The following is a 17,624-nucleotide window of genomic DNA, read 5'->3' on the forward strand; positions in this document are numbered from 1 at the left end:
GTGCGAATAGAAATATCAAATTTCTTTACATCATTTCCGTTTGCGTTACTTACCACTGCTGTTAATTTTTGATAGGCATTTTTAGGAACACTAAAACGCTTTACAAAATTTGTGTCTTTAAACGAATCGGAATAAATAACATTGCCATTTTCATCGTAGAAAGTTAAATCAAATCTGCTACCAGTAGGATTGGCATAAGTTACAGTAAAGTTTACAAAATCTTCACTGCTACCAGTATATTTAATTTGCACTTTGTTATTATCATTCTCTGTGCTAACAGTGCGGGCATTGGTGTTAACCGATAAGAATAAGGCTGCAGCTAATAAGCTACCTGCAAAAAAATTGCGTGCTACTTTGTTTAAATTAATTCTTTTCATGTTTTTTGGTTTTAAATGAAACAATAATTTATCGCTGATGCTTTCACATCATTTTTTTTTTGTTAAAAAATTGATTTCATTTGACAACCAATCATCTATTGTATTTCATAGTAGGCAAGCGAAGAACGTTAAAGGAAGAATTTAGTAAGGCCTACTGCATTCATTGATTAATACAAAAATACAAAAAAGGTAACCCATGATGCAAAATTTTGGAATATTAATAAAATATTACCAACAAAATGACGAACGTTTGTTTGTTTTTAAGAAGAAAAGCCAACAAAAATACACATGAAATAAATTATAATAAATAACGTGATACTCTTTACGCTGAAACGGGTTTATTCAATAATTGCCATAAAGCATCTTTTAACTTCATTAACCCTTCGCCAGTAACAGATGAAATGAAGAGATGCGGAATATTTTTGGGAAGGTGGTTAGCAATTTCTGCTTTTAACTCTTCATCCAGCATATCAGCTTTGCTGATTGCAATCATAAAATCTTTCTGTAACATTTCCGGATTGTAAGCAGAAAGTTCATTCAATAAAATTTGAAATTCGGCAGCATGATCATTACTATCTGCGGGAATGAGGAAAAGTAACACAGCATTTCGTTCAATATGACGTAAAAATCGATGACCTAAGCCTTTACCTTCAGCGGCCCCTTCAATAATACCCGGCAAATCGGCAATACAAAAACTTTTACCACCGCGATAGGCTACCATACCTAATTGCGGCACAAGAGTAGTAAATGCATAATCGGCAATTTTGGGCTTGGCAGCTGTAATAACACTTAATAAAGTTGATTTTCCTGCATTGGGGAAACCCACCAAACCTACATCAGCTAGCACCTTTAATTCAAGGTATTTCCAGCCTTCAGTTCCGGGTTCTCCGGGTTGTGCATATTCAGGTGCTTGATTGGTAGGTGTTGCAAAATTGGCATTTCCCAAACCCCCACGGCCACCCCGCAACCAAATAACTTCTTGTTTATCTTCTAATATTTCAGCTTCAATTGCACCTGTAACCTCATCTTTTGCAATGGTTCCTAGTGGTACTTCAATAATAATATCTTCACCATCTTGTCCGGTACAATTATTTTTTGAACCCGACTCACCATTCTGAGCTAATACATTTTTGTAGTAACGCAAATGCAGTAACGTCCATAAGTTGGCATTTCCACGTAAAATGATATGACCACCCCGACCTCCATTACCACCATCAGGGCCACCTTTTGCAGTTAATTTATTTCGCATAAAATGACTGGCTCCTGCACCACCATGGCCACTTCTACAAAAAATGCGTATATAGTCTATGAAATTATTATCGGCCACAATTCATTATTAAGTTTAGCGCACAAAGGTAACACAAAGCAATTATTTATGTGGCTTTGTTTCATTCCAGGTTTTATATGCTTTTTCAATATCATTCTTATCAAGCGCACCAGGCAATTCAGTTAAAGGGTTGCAAGGTTCCCAATACAAACGCATTTGCTCTGGTAATGCTTGGTATAATGCGGTACCTTCTATTTTCCATTGAATCATTTCATCACTTACTTCTTTTATTTTTTTGGCAGGATTTCCGACAATTAAACTTCGTGGTTCAAAAATAGTATCAGCTTTAATAAATGATAAAGCACCAACTATGCATTCACTACCCAAAACAACATTATCCATTATTACAGTATTCATACCTATTAAACAATTTTCACCAATGGTAGCACCGTGAATAATGGCACCATGCCCAATATGAGCATTTTGTTTTAAAGTTACAGTTACACCGGGAAACATATGTATGGTGCAATTTTCCTGCACATTGCAACCATCTTCAATCACAATTCTTCCCCAATCACCACGTATAGCTGCGCCGGGACCAATGTAAACATGTTTACCAATAATAACATTTCCGGTAACAGCAGCTTGCGGATGTACAAATGCAGATGGATGAATAACGGGAATGTATTGCCGAAACTTATAAATCATACAACAACAGGTTTAGCAGTACGAAAACAAGTGCCTTTAAACAAAGCAATTAAATGATTGTGCTGGTTATAAATTTTAACCAAATATAAGCCTGTGCTTTTTCCATTATGTAACTCTATGGCTTCAGCAGTTAATTGATCACCTACATGAACCGGTTTTAAGAATTGTATGGAAGTATCTAATGCCAATGAAAGTTGATTCCGGTTATTACAGGCGAAAGCAAAAGCACTATCAGCAAAAGAAAATGCAATACCACCGTGCACTACACCTAATCCATTCATCATTTCGGGTCTTACATTCATAGCTATTTTACTATACCCTTCTTTAATAGCAAGTACCTGAATACCCAACCATTTTGAAAAGGCATCGGAATTTACTATTGATTGCACGACCGCTTCAGGTGAAATATTTGACATAGCATTATTTTTAATTGCCGGTAAAAATGGGTGTACGTTTTTGTATGAAAGCATTTACACCCTCTTTAAAATCATTAGTGGCTGATGCTTTTTGCTGCAAAACATCTTCTAATTCCAATTGCTGATTTAAATTTTGATGCATAGAAGCCTGTAAAGCTTGTTTTATGAAACCCAAAGCTTGCGTAGGCATGTTAGCCAATAGCTGAGCTAATTGTTTAGAGGCATTTTCAAACTCACCGGTAGGAAATTTTTTATAAATCATGCCCATGTTAACAGCTTCTGTAGCCGATACTTTATCGCCCAGCATCATTAAGGCCATTGCTTTTTGATATCCAATTAAACGCGGCAAAAAATAAGTACCTCCGCTATCAGGAATTAAACCAATTTTTGAAAACGCTTGTATAAAAGATGCCTGTTCACTGGACACTACGATATCACAAGCCAAAGCAATGTTAGCGCCGGCACCTGCTGCAACACCATTCACTGCTGCAACAACAGGTTTTTGCAATTGTTGTATAAGAGTAATGATAGGATTGAACTGTTCTTTTAAAATCCTATTCATGCCCGGACCATTGGGGTCAAGCACTTCTTCTAAATCTTGCCCGGCACAAAAGCCTTTACCCGCGCCGGTAATATAAACACAACGTATTGCATTGCTATTGCAGGCTTGTAATTTTTCTTGCATTAACAATGCCATTGGACGATTAAAAGCATTTAATTTCTCCGGACGATTGAGGGTGATAAATGCAATACCGTTATTTAATTCAAATAAAATTTCGGCCATAAAAGCAAATTAATGACATTTAAAATAATCAAATGGTTCCTTACAATCCTGGCATTGATACAAAGCTTTACAAGCCGTACTGCCAAATCGTGAAATTAAACGTGTATTATAAGATAAACAATGCGGACACTGAATTGCTTCTTCTTCCTGAAACTCATCGGTTTTACAAACCGTTTGCTTTGGTAGCGGGGGTGCAATGCCGTAAGCTTTTAGTTTTTCTTTCCCCGATTCACTCATCCAATCGGTTGTCCATGCAGGTGAAAGTACTTTTTCAACTTTTACTTCTTTAAAACCGTATTCCAGCAATACCAATCGAATTTGCATACTAATCACATCCATAGCAGGGCATCCGCTATAAGTAGGTGTTATGGTTACTGTAATACTTTCGGAATTATGAACACTTACATTTCTGACAATACCCAAATCAACAATTGATAAAACCGGGACTTCGGGATCATTAACCGTACTTAACAATTGCCAAACTTCGGATTCGGTATGTTCAATAGTATTTACCATACTGCATTAGGATATGTACGTGGTAAAAATTGCATTTCAGCCAAAATATAACCGAGATGTTCCGTATGAATGCCCAATTTACCGCCCGATTGGTACCATTTTCCAAATGTTTGTTCCGGTAAGGTAGCCAATTGAAATGTGTGATTGATGGTATTTAACCAAGCTTGTTTCAAAAGGACAATAGATGTATCGTCTAACTCAAATGTAGTTTTTTCATATTCGGTACAATTAAAAAATTCACCTACATAAGGCCACAAATAATCTATTGTTTTAAGCATGCGTTCCCGGCTTTCGGCTGTTCCATCGCCCAAGCGCATCACCCATTCACCGCTCCACTTTACATGGTATTGAATTTCTTTTAGCGATTTTTCCGCAATACCAGCCAATTGTACATCATTATTCTTCAGCAATTGCTGAAATAATATTTGCCGATAACTGCTAAATAAGAAAATCTTTACAATGGTTTGAGCCCAATCGCCATTGGGCAGTTCTACCAACAAGTGGTTTTTATAAGCATTCGTATTTCGTAAGTAAGCCAGGCTATCTTCAGTTATAGCACCCGGTATAATATCAAAATCGGCTAACGCCAATGCAGTATCGTTGGGAAGTTTTTGTAAAAATTCGGTGGCATATTGATAAAAATTACGTGCTTGCCCTACAAAATCTAATGCAATATTAGTTAAAGCAATATCTTGTTCAAGAATAGGACCATGACCACACCATTCGCTGCATCGGTGCCCCATTATCAAACTGTCGTCGGCCAAATGAAGCAATGCCTCTACCTTAAATTTTTGAGCATTTTCGTTTTCAGCTAATAAAGTTTGTTCTTGCATAATCATCAATATAATTGGGCAATAAAATTTTTACATATACTTTAATTCATCAGGCAACTGATAAAAGGTAGGATGACGATAAATTTTATCATTTGCAGGATCATACAATGCCCCTGCTTCAGTGGGATTGGATGCATGAATGTATTTGCTTTCAACCACCCAAATACTTATCCCTTCCATACGACGGGTATAAACATCGCGGGCATTTTCAATGGCCATAGCAGCATCGGCTGCATGCAAGCTACCCACATGTTTGTGATCTAACCCTTGTTTACTTCTTATGAAAACTTCCCACAACGGCCATTCACGATTGTTAACGGGTGCGGATGCTCCCCCTTCTATTTCGCCATAATCGCCATAAAAAAACTTAGTGATATGTATATTCATTTTTGCTATAATTTGTTTTTATTGTAATGCAGGTGCATTTTCGGTTGACTTAGCAGTATTTTGAAAAGCATATTTTCGTGCAGATTTTTTTTCTTCATATGCTAAGGCTGCTTCACGTACCCATGCACCGTTATCCCAGGCTTGAACCCGTGTTGCCAATCTCTCTTTATTGCAAGGACCATTACCTTTTACTACATTCCAAAATTCTTCCCAGTTAATGGGCCCAAAGTCGTAGTGCTTTCTTTCTTCATTCCATTTTAAATCTTTATCCGGTAAAGTCATGCCTAGAAACTTCACTTGCTCAGCACATACATCTACAAACTTTTGTCTTAACTCATCATTAGTAAAACGCTTTATTTTCCATTTCATACTTTGTGCAGTATGTGGAGAATCATTATCGGTTGGGCCAAACATCATTAAAGAAGGCCACCACCAACGATTAATGGCATCCTGACACATTTTGCGTTGTGCAGCATTACCTTTTGACAAGGCTAATAAAATTTCAAAGCCCTGGCGTTGATGAAAACTTTCTTCCTTACAAATACGAACCATGGCTCTTGCATAAGGTCCATAGGAACAACGTGATAAAGGCACCTGATTCATAATGGCAGCACCATCAACTAACCAACCAATGGCACCCATATCGGCCCAGGTTAAAGTAGGATAATTAAATATGGAAGAATACTTTGCTTTACCGCTATGTAGTTGATAATACATTTCATCACGGGTAATGCCTAAAGTTTCAGTAGCGGAATATAAATATAGTCCATGGCCGGCCTCGTCTTGAACTTTGGCTAATAAAATAGCTTTACGCCTTAATGAAGGCGCACGGGTAATCCAATTGCCTTCAGGTAACATTCCTACAATTTCACTATGGGCATGTTGTGATATTTGACGAATAAGGGTTTTACGGTATTCATCGGGCATCCAATCCTGCGGTTCAATTTTTATATCCGCATCAATTTTTTGTTGAAATTGTTCGGCTAATTTATTTGCATCCATAACCCAAATTTTAGCTTTCAAATTTACGGAAATAAGTAGCATTTGCTAACAATTGTTAGCTTATTTAACATCATAATCAACAGAAACCTCATCAGAAACGGGGTGACTTTGGCAGGTTAGAATAAATCCGGCCTCCACTTCATCGGGCTCAAGGGCAAAATTGGCATCCATATTTACCTTCCCTTTTAAAAGTTTAGCGCGGCAAGTTGAACATACGCCACCTTTGCAGGCATAGGGCACATCAATACCTTGCTGCATAGCTGCATCTAAAATACTGGTACCATTTCCACTCATGGAAAAATGGAAGACATGACCATCAAGTTGTAAGGTAATAGCATGATTATCCGTTACAGAGGTGGCTACTTGCGTTGCAGCAGTTCGAGGTTGGGCATTAATGGAAGTGAACAACTCAAAATGAATACGTGACTCAGGTATTTGCTGTTCAAGCAAAAAATCTTTCATCTCAGTAATCATATCCGATGGGCCGCAAATAAAATATTCATCGGCATTTAACGGTACAACTTGTTTAGATAAGGCAGCACATTTTGATGCATTAATTCTACCTTCATTCAAAGGCATTTCAACTTTTTCGCGGCTAAATAAAGGAATAAGCATAAACCTTTGCATATAGCAATTTTTCAAGGCTTCCAGTTCTTCTTTAAACATCATGTCGGCCTTGGTTTTATTACCATATACTAAAGTAAAAGTGCTGGCTGGTTCAATGTATAAAGTTTCAGTTATAATTGCCAAAATGGGTGTAATGCCACTGCCTGCAGCAAAGGCTATATAATGTTTTTTTTGCTGTGGATTTAGCGGTGAAAAAAACTTTCCCATTGGCGGCATTACATCTAATGTATCGCCGGGCTTTAGTTGATGAAAAGCATAATTCGAGAATACTCCATCAGCTAATACTTTTACACCAATGCGCCACCGTTGCTCCTTCGGTGCCGAACACAATGAATAAGTCCTTCGCACTTCCTCACCATTAATCCATGTGCGTATATTAATGTACTGTCCGGCATGGTATGCGAATTCATTTCTTAATTCAGTAGGTACATCAAAACCAACCACTACAGCCGAATCTGTGTCGTGATATACTTCATTTACCTGAAGCGGATAAAATTGTGCCACACAAAAAAATTTAATGCTTTGAAATAAAAACGATGCTGTTATTCATTTTTTAAGCCACCCACCAAAATGGTAATCATGTTTTCTTCAAGTAAATTACCACTAATACGTTGCTTACTGCGATGCCAGCTTTCAATACCGCTTATTGCATGCAGCATAATTAGCACAGCGGTGGTGGCATCAATGGGTTTAATTTCTTTTTTTTGAATACCCTCCTCAATAATGGCAGCAAAACGTTTGCGGTAGGTACGACGTTGATTTTGAAAATTAGACAGGTAGGGATCTTCCAAATATTTCCATTCCCGATCGCTTACATACACTTCATTAAAATGTTCAATCATTCCATGAATATGAAAGCGCAATATTTTTTCAATTTTAGCCAAACTACTAATTTGTTCCTGCTCAACCGATTCCATGAATTGGCCATATCGGTTCGCTACACTAAAACAAATTTCGTGCAGTAGTTCACTTTTACTTTTAATGTGGTTATACAAACTAGCGGCTTCAACACCCACTATATCGGCCAGTTCACGCATACTGGCGGCTTTATATCCTTTTTCTTTAAATAATGCAGCGGCTTTGGCTACAATTACTTCTTTACGTGAATTGTTGGTATCGGTTTTTATTCTTCCCATACCGCAAAAATACACTAACTAACGTTAGCGACAAACTATACTTGTAATTGTTAGTTTAAGAGGCATACCACTCATTATCCATAAAAACAGCCAAACGAAAGGAGTGGCTAATAATAATGAATCAAACCGATCTAAAAATCCGCCATGTCCGGGCATAATTTGGCCGCTATCTTTTACACCGGCCATACGCTTTAATTTACTTTCCCACAAATCGCCCAGGGTACCCATTACCGCGGCAATAATAGTTATGCCGAATGCAATAAATAAAGTCATTCCGGTAATTTTAACGGCTAATAATGCTGCCAATACAATGGCTATGATGGCACCACCCAATGTTCCTTCCCAGGTTTTTTTGGGAGAAATTGCCGATAGTGGTGTTTTGCCAATGAATGAACCCACCAAGTAGGCCATGGTATCATTAATCCAAATGGTGGCAATTAATAATAACACAACTACTAAGCCGGGTTCGGTACTAATCGTTAATGTATTTAATACCGGCCAATAATCAAATCGCAAATTCATCATCAAACCCCAACTTAGTGAAATATATAAGAGACCTAATACAGAATAACCCACCATTTTTAAATCAATATCTTTTTTAAACACAATTTCTTTGGCCATTAAAAACACCGCTAATAACAAAAACAGATACCAACCTAGCCCATACAAAGTAACTTCACCAATTGGGTAAGGATTATGGAAACGCCAAAGCACAAAACACCAGCCTAACACCATTACACCATATTCGTGCACCAAACCACGTCCAACATAAGGAGGATAAATTTTATTGATTAATTGACGATATTCATGCCAACAACCAAAATGAATAATGCTGAATAAAACAAAAAAACTCCAGTTATTAATCAGCAAACCGGCCAACATAATTATAACAAACAAAATGGCTGTTCCGGTGCGGGTTTTAAAGGTTTGTAAGTTTAACGCCATGTTAATGTATTCAAATTAATTTAAAAGCGATTTTTCTAATAATTCTTTTGCAATTTCTTTTAGGTGCAGGGGTACATAAATTTCTATTGCACCAAAAGTTAAGTAACTACTATCCAATTTATTTAAAACTTGTACAGGGATACTATTTTCCTCCAACACACCTTTTATAATGCTGGCATGTGGTACATTTTTGGTGCTATACAATAAAAACCAAGTAGACTTTTCCATTGCTTCCCCTTAAATTATGTACTTTGAATGGGCGTTGCTTTTTTAAAATATTTAAAAAGTATTACCAGCGCTATAATTGCTACAATACCAATGTACCAAGGAAAGGTAGTATCATCCATGGCATCATCTTTCAATGCACCGTTTTTGGTAGCAAAATATAACATAGTAACAGCAAACCCGTTGTTTAAAAAATGCAACAAAATATTTAACCAAATATTTTTCCCGTAATAATAAATGTATCCCAAAATAATACCTAAGCCAAAACGTGGCAAAAAGCCATAATAGCTGGTGTGTGCAGCACTAAAAATAATGCTGGTAATAATGATGCCCGCTGCAGCACTTTTTGTCCATTGCACCAAAATGTTTTGCATACCACCTCTAAAGAAAGTTTCCTCAAAAATGGCGGGCGCAATTGCAATAACTAATAAAGTTGATAAATACTCACCAAAATTTTTCATAACGGCCATGCCTTTAACACCATCAGTGTAAGCCTTTTCCATAGCTTTAAAACTTACTTCCCATTTTTTGGGAATGGGTATTATTTGATTAAGCTCGGTTAAAGCGCCACTTAAAAACAATCCAACAAACACCATTGCAATAACCAAATACACCTGTTTCAAATTAATGGAACGATTGTAATGCATGTAATACAATGGCTTTTTGCTAATTAATAATGCCAAGAAAAAAGCCGGTAAAAAAAACATACAAAACGACATTACCAATTGAATAACTTTGGCCGCATTAGCATAAGCCGGCAGCAAAATATTGGTAGTCATTGTATCCAACGACTGATGCGTCATCAACATCCAAATTACAACAGCCAACATGCTACTAATAACAATACCTACACCGGCAAAGCCAATTAAAATAGCCATTTGTCCTAAATTGGATATACGGCTGCTGCGCATTACCGGGTCGGGTGTAGTAAAAGCCTCAAAACTATTCTCTTCTGTATTGTAATTTTCAAACATAGTTACACTTTATTACTAAGGTTGTAAATTTGCACTTTGGTTGTTAAACAACCAATTAATTTTTAATGGAATGGTAAAAATAGGCAATATCAACTTACCCGAGTTTCCTTTGTTATTAGCACCCATGGAAGATGTCAGCGATCCTCCATTTAGAGCTGTATGCAAGGAAAACGGAGCTGATTTAATGTACACGGAATTTATTTCCAGTGAAGGTTTAATTCGAGATGCTATTAAAAGCAGAAGAAAATTAGACATTTTTGACTATGAGCGCCCCATAGGTATTCAAATTTTTGGTGGCGATGAAGAAGCATTGGCCTTAAGTGCAAAGATTGTTGAAGCCGTACAACCCGATTTAGTTGATATTAACTTTGGTTGCCCCGTTAAAAAAGTGGTAAGCAAGGGTGCCGGTGCCGGCGTATTAAAAGATATTGATTTAATGGTTCGTTTAACCGAATCGGTAGTTAAATCAACCCATTTACCCGTTACCGTAAAAACCCGCTTAGGTTGGGATGATCATTCAAAAAACATTGAAGAGGTAGCCGAGCGCTTACAAGATGTGGGCATTAAAGCACTTTCGATACACGGACGCACCAGAGCACAAATGTACAAAGGCGAGGCTGACTGGACATTGATTGCCAAAGTAAAAAACAATCCACGCATCCAAATTCCCATTTTTGGCAATGGTGATATTGACTCGCCTGAAAAAGCTTGGGAATACAAAAACAAATATGGTGTTGATGGCATTATGATTGGCCGTGCGGCTATTGGTTATCCTTGGATTTTTAGAGAGATTAAACATTATTTTACAACAAAAACCTTGCTTCCTTCACCAACTATACGTGAACGGGTTGACGTATGTAAAAAACACCTGCTAAAATCTGTTGAATGGAAAGGACCTATAGTTGGCATCAATGAAATGCGTCGTCATTATACCAATTATTTAAAAGGTTTACCCGGTATTAAAGAGTACCGTAACAAATTAGTTACTTTAAAAGAAACAGAAGAAATTCTTCAGGTGCTTACAGAAATTGAACACCGTTATGAGGGTTATAATTTTGAACGTACCCCCATTGAATTAATGAACTACCATGAAAAGTGTCCCTTATAGTTTTATTGTGTAATCGGCTGCAGCTACTTTGTGCAACTTTCGTTGCGTCGCACACTTGTACATTCAGATCATTATGCAGCTGTATGTATTACAATGAAATAGCTGTTTTCATGGCATTGGACAATGGCGAAACAAACGATGAAAAATAATGCATTAAAACACCCTTTTCATTCACCAAATATTTATTAAAATTCCAAACAGGTGGTTGTTGGTTCCATCCATTTTGTTGGGGTTGCGTTAACCATTGATAAACCGGATGTTGCATGGCCGAAGGCACAACAACTGTTTTTTGCATTAAAGGAAAATCAACACCATAATTAATGGAACAAAATGTTGCAATAGTGGCATTATCATCAGGTTCCTGCTCTTTAAAATCATTGGCAGGGAAAGCCAATATTTCCAATTCGTTATGATATAAGCGATATAATTTTTCTAATTCAGCATATTGTGCCGTAAACCCACAAAAGCTTGCCGTATTAACAATCAACACTTTTTTCCCTTGCAATTGTTGAAACGAAAAATTATTACCATTAAAAAGTGTAGCACTTAATTTATAAAAACTGACATGGGGTTTAACCAAACCTTGATTATAGATAATATTTTTTTTGTTGGAAAGCAATTTCCCCGTTTGCATAATAATGGGGTAAAACCACTTCAATATTGTTTGTCGCGCTTGCATAATAGCATTTTGAACAAATAACAAAACAATGGGTATTATGTTGCATGATCCAAAATGCTAATTAACGAATTAACCATTTAAACAGCTTTAACTTACCGGTAAATGGCGGATATTTTATAGCAGGATCGAACCATGCCGGTGTTTTAAACACTGCTTTCGGATGTGTAAAACTTTCAAAAGAATATTGACCATGATACTGACCAATGCCACTATTACCTCTACCACCAAAAGGTAAATTTGGGTTGGTTAAATGCCAACTACAATTATTAATACACGCACCACCCGAAGGCACTTCGGCTAACCACGCTTCGGCCAATTCATTACTTTGCGTAAAAACATAAAATGCCAACGGATTTGGATTGACGGAAATAATCTGTTTAGCATCCTCTTTATTTTCATAGGGCAAAATAGGCAATACAGGACCAAAAATTTCTTCGTGCATAACAGGAATATTGGTATCATTAATACCTAATAAAGTAGGTGCAATAAACAAATGTTCTTTATTTACACTTCCGCCAAATAAAACTGTTCCTTGTTGCAAATACCCTACCACTCTATTCCATTGCTTTTCATTAATCATTTTACCATAATTATCGCTTTGAGAAGCATCTTCACCAAAAAAACGCAATAACACCTGCTTCATCTCTTCTACAAATGCATGATAAACAGAACGATGCACCAAAACATAATCGGGTGTTACGCACATTTGCCCACAATTTGAAAACTTGGTAACGGCAATACGCTTTGCAGCAACGGGTATATTGGCATCGGCAGCTATTACACAGGGGCTTTTACCACCCAACTCTAAAGTAACAGGAATTAATTTTTCGGCAGCCTGCCGGTAAATAATTTTCCCCACGGCCGTACTTCCGGTATAAAACACATAATCAAAAGTAAATTGTTGCATTAATGCAGTAACTACTTCAGCACCATTTCCCTGTACACAATAAACATAATTGGCTGGAAATGTTTCTTCTATCATTTTTTGAATAACATGCGCAGTTGCATCAGCAAATTCACTAGGTTTTACCACACAAACATTGCCGGCAGCAATAGCGCCAACCAAAGGACTCAATAATAATTGTACAGGATAATTCCATGGCGCAATAATGAACACAACGCCCCAAGGCTCTGCATACACTTTGCTTACCGAAGGCATATTCGCTAAGTTGGTTGCTTTTTTTTGTGGTTGCATCCACTTTTTTAAGTGCTTGAGTGTATGATTAATTTCTGCTACTACCATTCCCATTTCAGTTACCCATGATTCTTCTTTACTTTTTTTCAAATCAACAGCAAGTGCTTCGTACAAAGCTTGTTCATATTTTAAAATTGCAGCCTTTAAATGCTGCAATTGTTGCACTCTAAAAGCATAACCCCGTGTAATACGGCTTTCATAATTTATTTTTAATTGTTGCAGCATCGGTAAATATTCAGATTGCATACAAATAATTTTTGGAAAAAGATAAGCAAAATTTATTAATCAATCACTTCACCAATACCAACAAAAAAGGCCGCCGCAAAAATGCAGCAGGCCCTATCTAACAAAACGACTGCCAGAAAAAAAGTTATTGTTTATACACAAACGAAGCAGAATTTACTTCTTCACTATTGGTTCCAATCATTACCAAAAATTGGCCCGGTTCAGCCACTAATTTCAATTTATTGTTGTAAAACTTCAGCATTTCTGCATAAATAGTAAAATCTACTGTTTTCGATTCTCCTTTTTTCAAAAATATTTTTTGAAAACCCTTTAACATTTTCACAGGGCGACTAATAGAAGCAACTTCATCGCGCAAGTATAACTGCACAACTTCTTCCCCATCATAATTGCCGGTATTTGTTACCTTAACAGTGGCATGAATAGATTTACCGTTGGTTAAAATGGTATCAGATAACTGAACGGGGGAATAATTAAAGTTCGTATAACTTAATCCAAATCCAAATGGGAAAAGAGGCGCGTTAGGAATATCTAAATAATCAGACTTAAATTTAGTTGGTCCACCCAACACATAAGGTCTTCCGGTGTTCAAATGGTTATAATACACGGGAATTTGCCCAACACTATATGGGAAAGATGCAGTTAACTTACCGGAAGGATTTTCATTACCGAATAATACATCTGCAATACCATTTCCCGCTTCTGTACCACCAAACCAAACATCTAATATGGCAGTAGCCATTTCACGCTCTTTTACTAGCGTTAAGGGCCTGCCGTTGAATAAAACAATTACAACCGGCTTACCTGTTTTAAACAATGCAGTCAAAAGCCGTTGTTGACTTTCAGGCAAACCAATGTCGGCCCTGCTGGATGATTCACCACTCATATCGGCTGCTTCACCCAAAGCAGCTACAATTACATCGGCATTTTGAGCAGTAGCAATTGCCTCTTGCAACATTTCATCAGGTGATTGAGGACCCATATCTATTTCCGTACCAAAAACATTTACTTTTTTATTAAATACCGTATCATCAGAAATATTAGCGCCTTTTGCATATACAATCTTTACCGAATTTCCCGCTACCGCTTGAATACCTTCTTTTAAGGTAACTGCCTTGTGCCAATCGCCGGCGACACTCCATGTTCCCAACATATTACGACGACTATCCGCTAAAGGACCAATCAGTGCAATGGTTCCTTTTCTTTGTAACGGTAATACATTGTTGTTATTCTTTAATAACACGCATGCCTTTGCAGCAGCTTTACGTGATAGAGCTAAGTTATCTGGTGATAAAATTACGGACGCTCTTGATGCCGAAACATTTCGATAAGGATTACTAAATAATCCTAATTTATATTTTGCTTCCAAAACACGTCGGCAAGCGTTATTAATATCATTTAGTGTTATTTTTCCTTCTTGCAACGATTTTTTTAATGTAGTTAAAAAACCTTCGCCTACCATATCCATATCTAACCCTGCTTTTAAGGCCAATGCAGATACTTGTTGTAAATCACCTAATCCATGCTCTTGCATTTCATTAACAGAGGTATAATCGCTTACAACAAAGCCATTAAACTTCCATTGATTACGCAATAAATCTGTTAATAACCAACGATTACCTGTTGCCGGAATATCATCAACCACATTAAAAGAACTCATTATACTGCCCACGCCGGCATCTACTGCTGCTTTATAAGGTGGTAAATATTCATTATACATTCTAATTTTACTCATGTCCACCGTGTTATAATCGCGGCCACCTTCCGCAGCCCCATATAACGCAAAGTGTTTTACACAAGCCATAACGGTATTGTCTTTATGAAGGTCATTCATTTGATATCCACGCACCATGGCACCGGCAATGGCACTACCTAAAAATGGATCTTCACCTGCACCTTCAGCTATGCGCCCCCATCTGGGATCGCGACAGATATCTACCATAGGTGAAAAAGCCCAACTTAATCCATCGGCAGTTGCTTCTTCCGCTGCTGCACGAGCCGTTTGTTTAATTAAAGCAGTATCCCAACTGCAAGATAACCCCAAAGGAATAGGAAAGGTAGTTTTATGACCGTGAATGACATCTGACCCAAAAATTAAAGGAATGTGTAAACGAGAGTGTTCAACGGCCAACTTTTGTGCTTGTAATACTTTGTCTGCACCAATTACACCAAACAGGCCACCTACCTGACCATTTTTAATTTTAGCCTCAACATCTGTACTTACTACCGCACCGGTGGGAATTCCTCCACCCGGGGTTAATAAATTCAATTGTCCAATTTTTTCGTCTAACGTCATTTTCTGCATTAAACCATCAATGAATTGTTTCATGGCATTATTGGCACCTGTTTGTGCTTCAGCAGTAAACTGAAGTAGCAATGCTGCCAGTAAAATGAAATGTAATTTTTTCATACTGATTAATTAAAGGGGTTTAAAATTATTCGACCAATGTTGGTGTTGTGCGCATTGAAATTCCATTTTCATTAATGGCTTCAATAGCAAAATAATAAGGCTTTTCTTTATCCATTCCCTTATACCAATATTCATTTTGGTTATAAACCATTATGCTATTGTATAATTTATCGGGTGCTGTACCAAAGTAAATATTGTAAGCAAATGCATTGTCAACCACTTGCCATTTCAACCAAGCACTTCGTTTATCTTTCTCTGTTCGCAAAACCAAAAAATTTTTTACGGTATCGGGCAATGAGCCATTCCCTTTTCCAAACACCCTTAACCCACTTATAGCAAATTTTCCTGTAGGCATGTGAATGTTTTCTAACTTAATATAACGGGTAACAATTGGCGTTGACAGTTCAACATATTCATGAGGAATATCGGTTTTGTTATTTGATTTATCAATGAGGACACGCCAGTTTTTCCCATCGGTTGACTCATACAGCTTGTATTGATGGTAAGTACCCAATTGTTTACCTAAAAATGAACTATCAACATCTTGATCGGCATAATTAATTTGAATGGCATGTACGGTATCAAGGCCACCTAAATCGGTTTGAATCCATTCGCCTTTATTACCGGTTAAAGCACTCCAATATGTTTTTATATTTTCATCTACTGCATTATTGGGTTCAAAACCACCAAGCGTTGATGATACTTGTACGGGCTTATTATAATTCAAGAGCATCCATCCCACAAATCCACTACCGCTAAGTGTTGCATGATTATTACTTTTTAAATATTGTGGTAAATAATGCGGATAATCGCCATATGAAGTATTGCAGTACATTACATTATCGGCATCGAAACCGGCAGGCCATATTCCTAATCTTCTTTCAAAATTGTTTTTTACACTAATAACCATGGTGGAAATATGCCACCAGTTATTCCATGCATCTTGAAATGTACTTCCATGGCCGGCACCACGAGCAAAGCCTCCAGGTTTAAATGAAAGCGGATCTGATTGCGGGCTGAAAGGGCCTAATGGATTTTCGCCAACTACTACACCATCTGCGTATCCACTCATTTCGGTTCCCGGTGCACCATATTGCAAATAGTACTTACTGTTATGCTTTGTCATCCAGGCCCCTTCAATAAAAGGATCTAAAAAGGTGTTGTCCATGTACTCTCCGAAACGTTGCCAGCCGTAACGCCATGGTTCTAATAAATACATTTCTTTACGAGTGCCGATAGGCTGTAAGGTTTTTCTATTAAGCTCAATACCATATAACGGATATCGATTGCTGCTGCCGTTATACATATATAATTTCCCGTCGGTATCAAAAAAAAAGTCAGGATCCCAACCACCTATTGCAAAAGAATCTACCCAAGGTTTCCATTCATTTGCTTTAGGATTTGTGCTCATCCAAACGGTAAAATTTGTTGTGTAAGTAGAACCAAAAACAATCATTGTATCACTTAAAACGGCAACAGCAGGGGCACATAATTCATCATATCCGGCATTCCATGGGCGTAAAAATTTACGGTATACAAAGGTCCAATGTAACATATCATTACTCCACCAATAGCCCCATTGATTGGTTGAAAACAAATAATAATCATTTTTGTAACGAACCATTACAGGATCGGCTGTTGCTCTATGTCGCCCGGCTTCACTAAAATTGGGAATGGGGGTATAACCATAATCAATATTAATGGGATTGCAATAAGTTTTTTGTTGGGCATAAACAGAGATAGTAGAACGAATAGTTACTATAGCAAAAAATAATAGCATTCTCTGTTTCAT

The 17,624-nt window shown here is 37.3% G+C and carries 19 protein-coding genes; 1 reads left to right on the forward strand and 18 read right to left on the reverse strand.

Annotation, left to right across the window (positions count from 1 at the left end; genetic code table 11):
- The 14 genes from ACP5P5_RS11605 to ACP5P5_RS11670 all read right to left on the reverse strand — a co-directional run.
- Nucleotides 1-377, reverse strand: a 377-nt coding sequence (locus ACP5P5_RS11605; protein WP_428286280.1) for a hypothetical protein, incomplete at its 3' end; no start/stop codon positions are given.
- Nucleotides 378-699: 322 nt separating this feature from the next.
- A complete protein-coding gene (gene obgE, locus ACP5P5_RS11610; protein WP_428286281.1) occupies nucleotides 700-1,704 on the reverse strand; it encodes a GTPase ObgE in 1,005 nt (334 codons plus the stop codon).
- A gap of 42 nt (nucleotides 1,705-1,746) precedes the next feature.
- A complete protein-coding gene (locus ACP5P5_RS11615; protein ID WP_428286282.1) occupies nucleotides 1,747-2,352 on the reverse strand; it encodes a transferase hexapeptide repeat family protein in 606 nt (201 codons plus the stop codon).
- Nucleotides 2,349-2,768 (reverse strand): hydroxyphenylacetyl-CoA thioesterase PaaI, encoded by a 420-nt coding sequence (gene paaI, locus ACP5P5_RS11620; RefSeq protein WP_428286283.1) that lies wholly within the window; start codon nucleotides 2,766-2,768, stop codon nucleotides 2,349-2,351. Before paaI ends, ACP5P5_RS11615 begins: the two co-directional genes overlap by 4 nt.
- Before the next feature lie 10 nt (nucleotides 2,769-2,778).
- Nucleotides 2,779-3,552: an enoyl-CoA hydratase-related protein gene (locus tag ACP5P5_RS11625; RefSeq protein ID WP_428286284.1), complete on the reverse strand. Its 774-nt coding sequence runs from the start codon at nucleotides 3,550-3,552 to the stop codon at nucleotides 2,779-2,781.
- 9 nt (nucleotides 3,553-3,561) lie between these two features.
- A complete protein-coding gene (paaD, locus tag ACP5P5_RS11630; protein WP_428286285.1) occupies nucleotides 3,562-4,068 on the reverse strand; it encodes a 1,2-phenylacetyl-CoA epoxidase subunit PaaD in 507 nt (168 codons plus the stop codon).
- Nucleotides 4,062-4,901, reverse strand: a complete 840-nt coding sequence (paaC, locus tag ACP5P5_RS11635; RefSeq protein ID WP_428286286.1) for a 1,2-phenylacetyl-CoA epoxidase subunit PaaC — start codon at nucleotides 4,899-4,901, stop codon at nucleotides 4,062-4,064. Before paaC ends, paaD begins: the two co-directional genes overlap by 7 nt.
- Before the next feature lie 30 nt (nucleotides 4,902-4,931).
- On the reverse strand, nucleotides 4,932-5,288 hold the full coding sequence (gene paaB / locus ACP5P5_RS11640) for a 1,2-phenylacetyl-CoA epoxidase subunit PaaB (protein ID WP_428286287.1): 357 nt from the start codon (nucleotides 5,286-5,288) through the stop codon (nucleotides 4,932-4,934).
- An 18-nt stretch (nucleotides 5,289-5,306) separates the two neighbouring features.
- Nucleotides 5,307-6,290 (reverse strand): 1,2-phenylacetyl-CoA epoxidase subunit PaaA, encoded by a 984-nt coding sequence (gene paaA, locus ACP5P5_RS11645; protein ID WP_428286288.1) that lies wholly within the window; start codon nucleotides 6,288-6,290, stop codon nucleotides 5,307-5,309.
- Nucleotides 6,291-6,350: 60 nt separating this feature from the next.
- Nucleotides 6,351-7,421, reverse strand: a complete 1,071-nt coding sequence (gene paaE / locus ACP5P5_RS11650; protein WP_428286289.1) for a 1,2-phenylacetyl-CoA epoxidase subunit PaaE — start codon at nucleotides 7,419-7,421, stop codon at nucleotides 6,351-6,353.
- Nucleotides 7,422-7,459: 38 nt separating this feature from the next.
- The gene (locus tag ACP5P5_RS11655; RefSeq protein ID WP_428286290.1) at nucleotides 7,460-8,053 is read right to left on the reverse strand and encodes a TetR/AcrR family transcriptional regulator; all 594 of its coding nucleotides are present in this window, start codon (nucleotides 8,051-8,053) and stop codon (nucleotides 7,460-7,462) included.
- Between the two features lie 24 nt (nucleotides 8,054-8,077).
- Complete coding sequence (locus tag ACP5P5_RS11660; protein WP_428286291.1) at nucleotides 8,078-8,998, reverse strand: phosphatidate cytidylyltransferase; 921 nt, start codon at nucleotides 8,996-8,998, stop codon at nucleotides 8,078-8,080.
- 15 nt (nucleotides 8,999-9,013) lie between these two features.
- A complete protein-coding gene (locus ACP5P5_RS11665) occupies nucleotides 9,014-9,226 on the reverse strand; it encodes a putative signal transducing protein (RefSeq protein WP_428286292.1) in 213 nt (70 codons plus the stop codon).
- Between the two features lie 14 nt (nucleotides 9,227-9,240).
- Nucleotides 9,241-10,197 (reverse strand): lysostaphin resistance A-like protein, encoded by a 957-nt coding sequence (locus tag ACP5P5_RS11670; RefSeq protein ID WP_428286293.1) that lies wholly within the window; start codon nucleotides 10,195-10,197, stop codon nucleotides 9,241-9,243.
- A gap of 70 nt (nucleotides 10,198-10,267) precedes the next feature.
- On the opposite strand from ACP5P5_RS11670, the gene dusB reads away from it, so the two are divergent.
- Complete coding sequence (gene dusB / locus ACP5P5_RS11675) at nucleotides 10,268-11,305, forward strand: tRNA dihydrouridine synthase DusB (protein ID WP_428286294.1); 1,038 nt, start codon at nucleotides 10,268-10,270, stop codon at nucleotides 11,303-11,305.
- Between the two features lie 88 nt (nucleotides 11,306-11,393).
- Here the strand turns inward: dusB and ACP5P5_RS11680 are convergent, their stop codons facing one another.
- The 4 genes from ACP5P5_RS11680 to ACP5P5_RS11695 form a co-directional block, all read right to left on the reverse strand.
- Nucleotides 11,394-11,939, reverse strand: coding sequence for a glutathione peroxidase (locus tag ACP5P5_RS11680; protein ID WP_428286295.1), 546 nt, complete (start codon nucleotides 11,937-11,939; stop codon nucleotides 11,394-11,396).
- A gap of 106 nt (nucleotides 11,940-12,045) precedes the next feature.
- A complete protein-coding gene (locus ACP5P5_RS11685; protein WP_428286296.1) occupies nucleotides 12,046-13,425 on the reverse strand; it encodes an aldehyde dehydrogenase in 1,380 nt (459 codons plus the stop codon).
- 124 nt (nucleotides 13,426-13,549) lie between these two features.
- On the reverse strand, nucleotides 13,550-15,832 hold the full coding sequence (bglX, locus tag ACP5P5_RS11690) for a beta-glucosidase BglX (RefSeq protein ID WP_428286297.1): 2,283 nt from the start codon (nucleotides 15,830-15,832) through the stop codon (nucleotides 13,550-13,552).
- A gap of 25 nt (nucleotides 15,833-15,857) precedes the next feature.
- Nucleotides 15,858-17,624 carry a family 43 glycosylhydrolase gene (locus ACP5P5_RS11695; protein WP_428286298.1) on the reverse strand — a complete coding sequence of 589 codons (1,767 nt, stop codon included), beginning with the start codon at nucleotides 17,622-17,624 and terminating at the stop codon, nucleotides 15,858-15,860.

The sequence above is a fragment of the Hydrotalea sp. genome (genome assembly GCF_049968455.1).
Taxonomy (GTDB): domain Bacteria; phylum Bacteroidota; class Bacteroidia; order Chitinophagales; family Chitinophagaceae; genus Hydrotalea.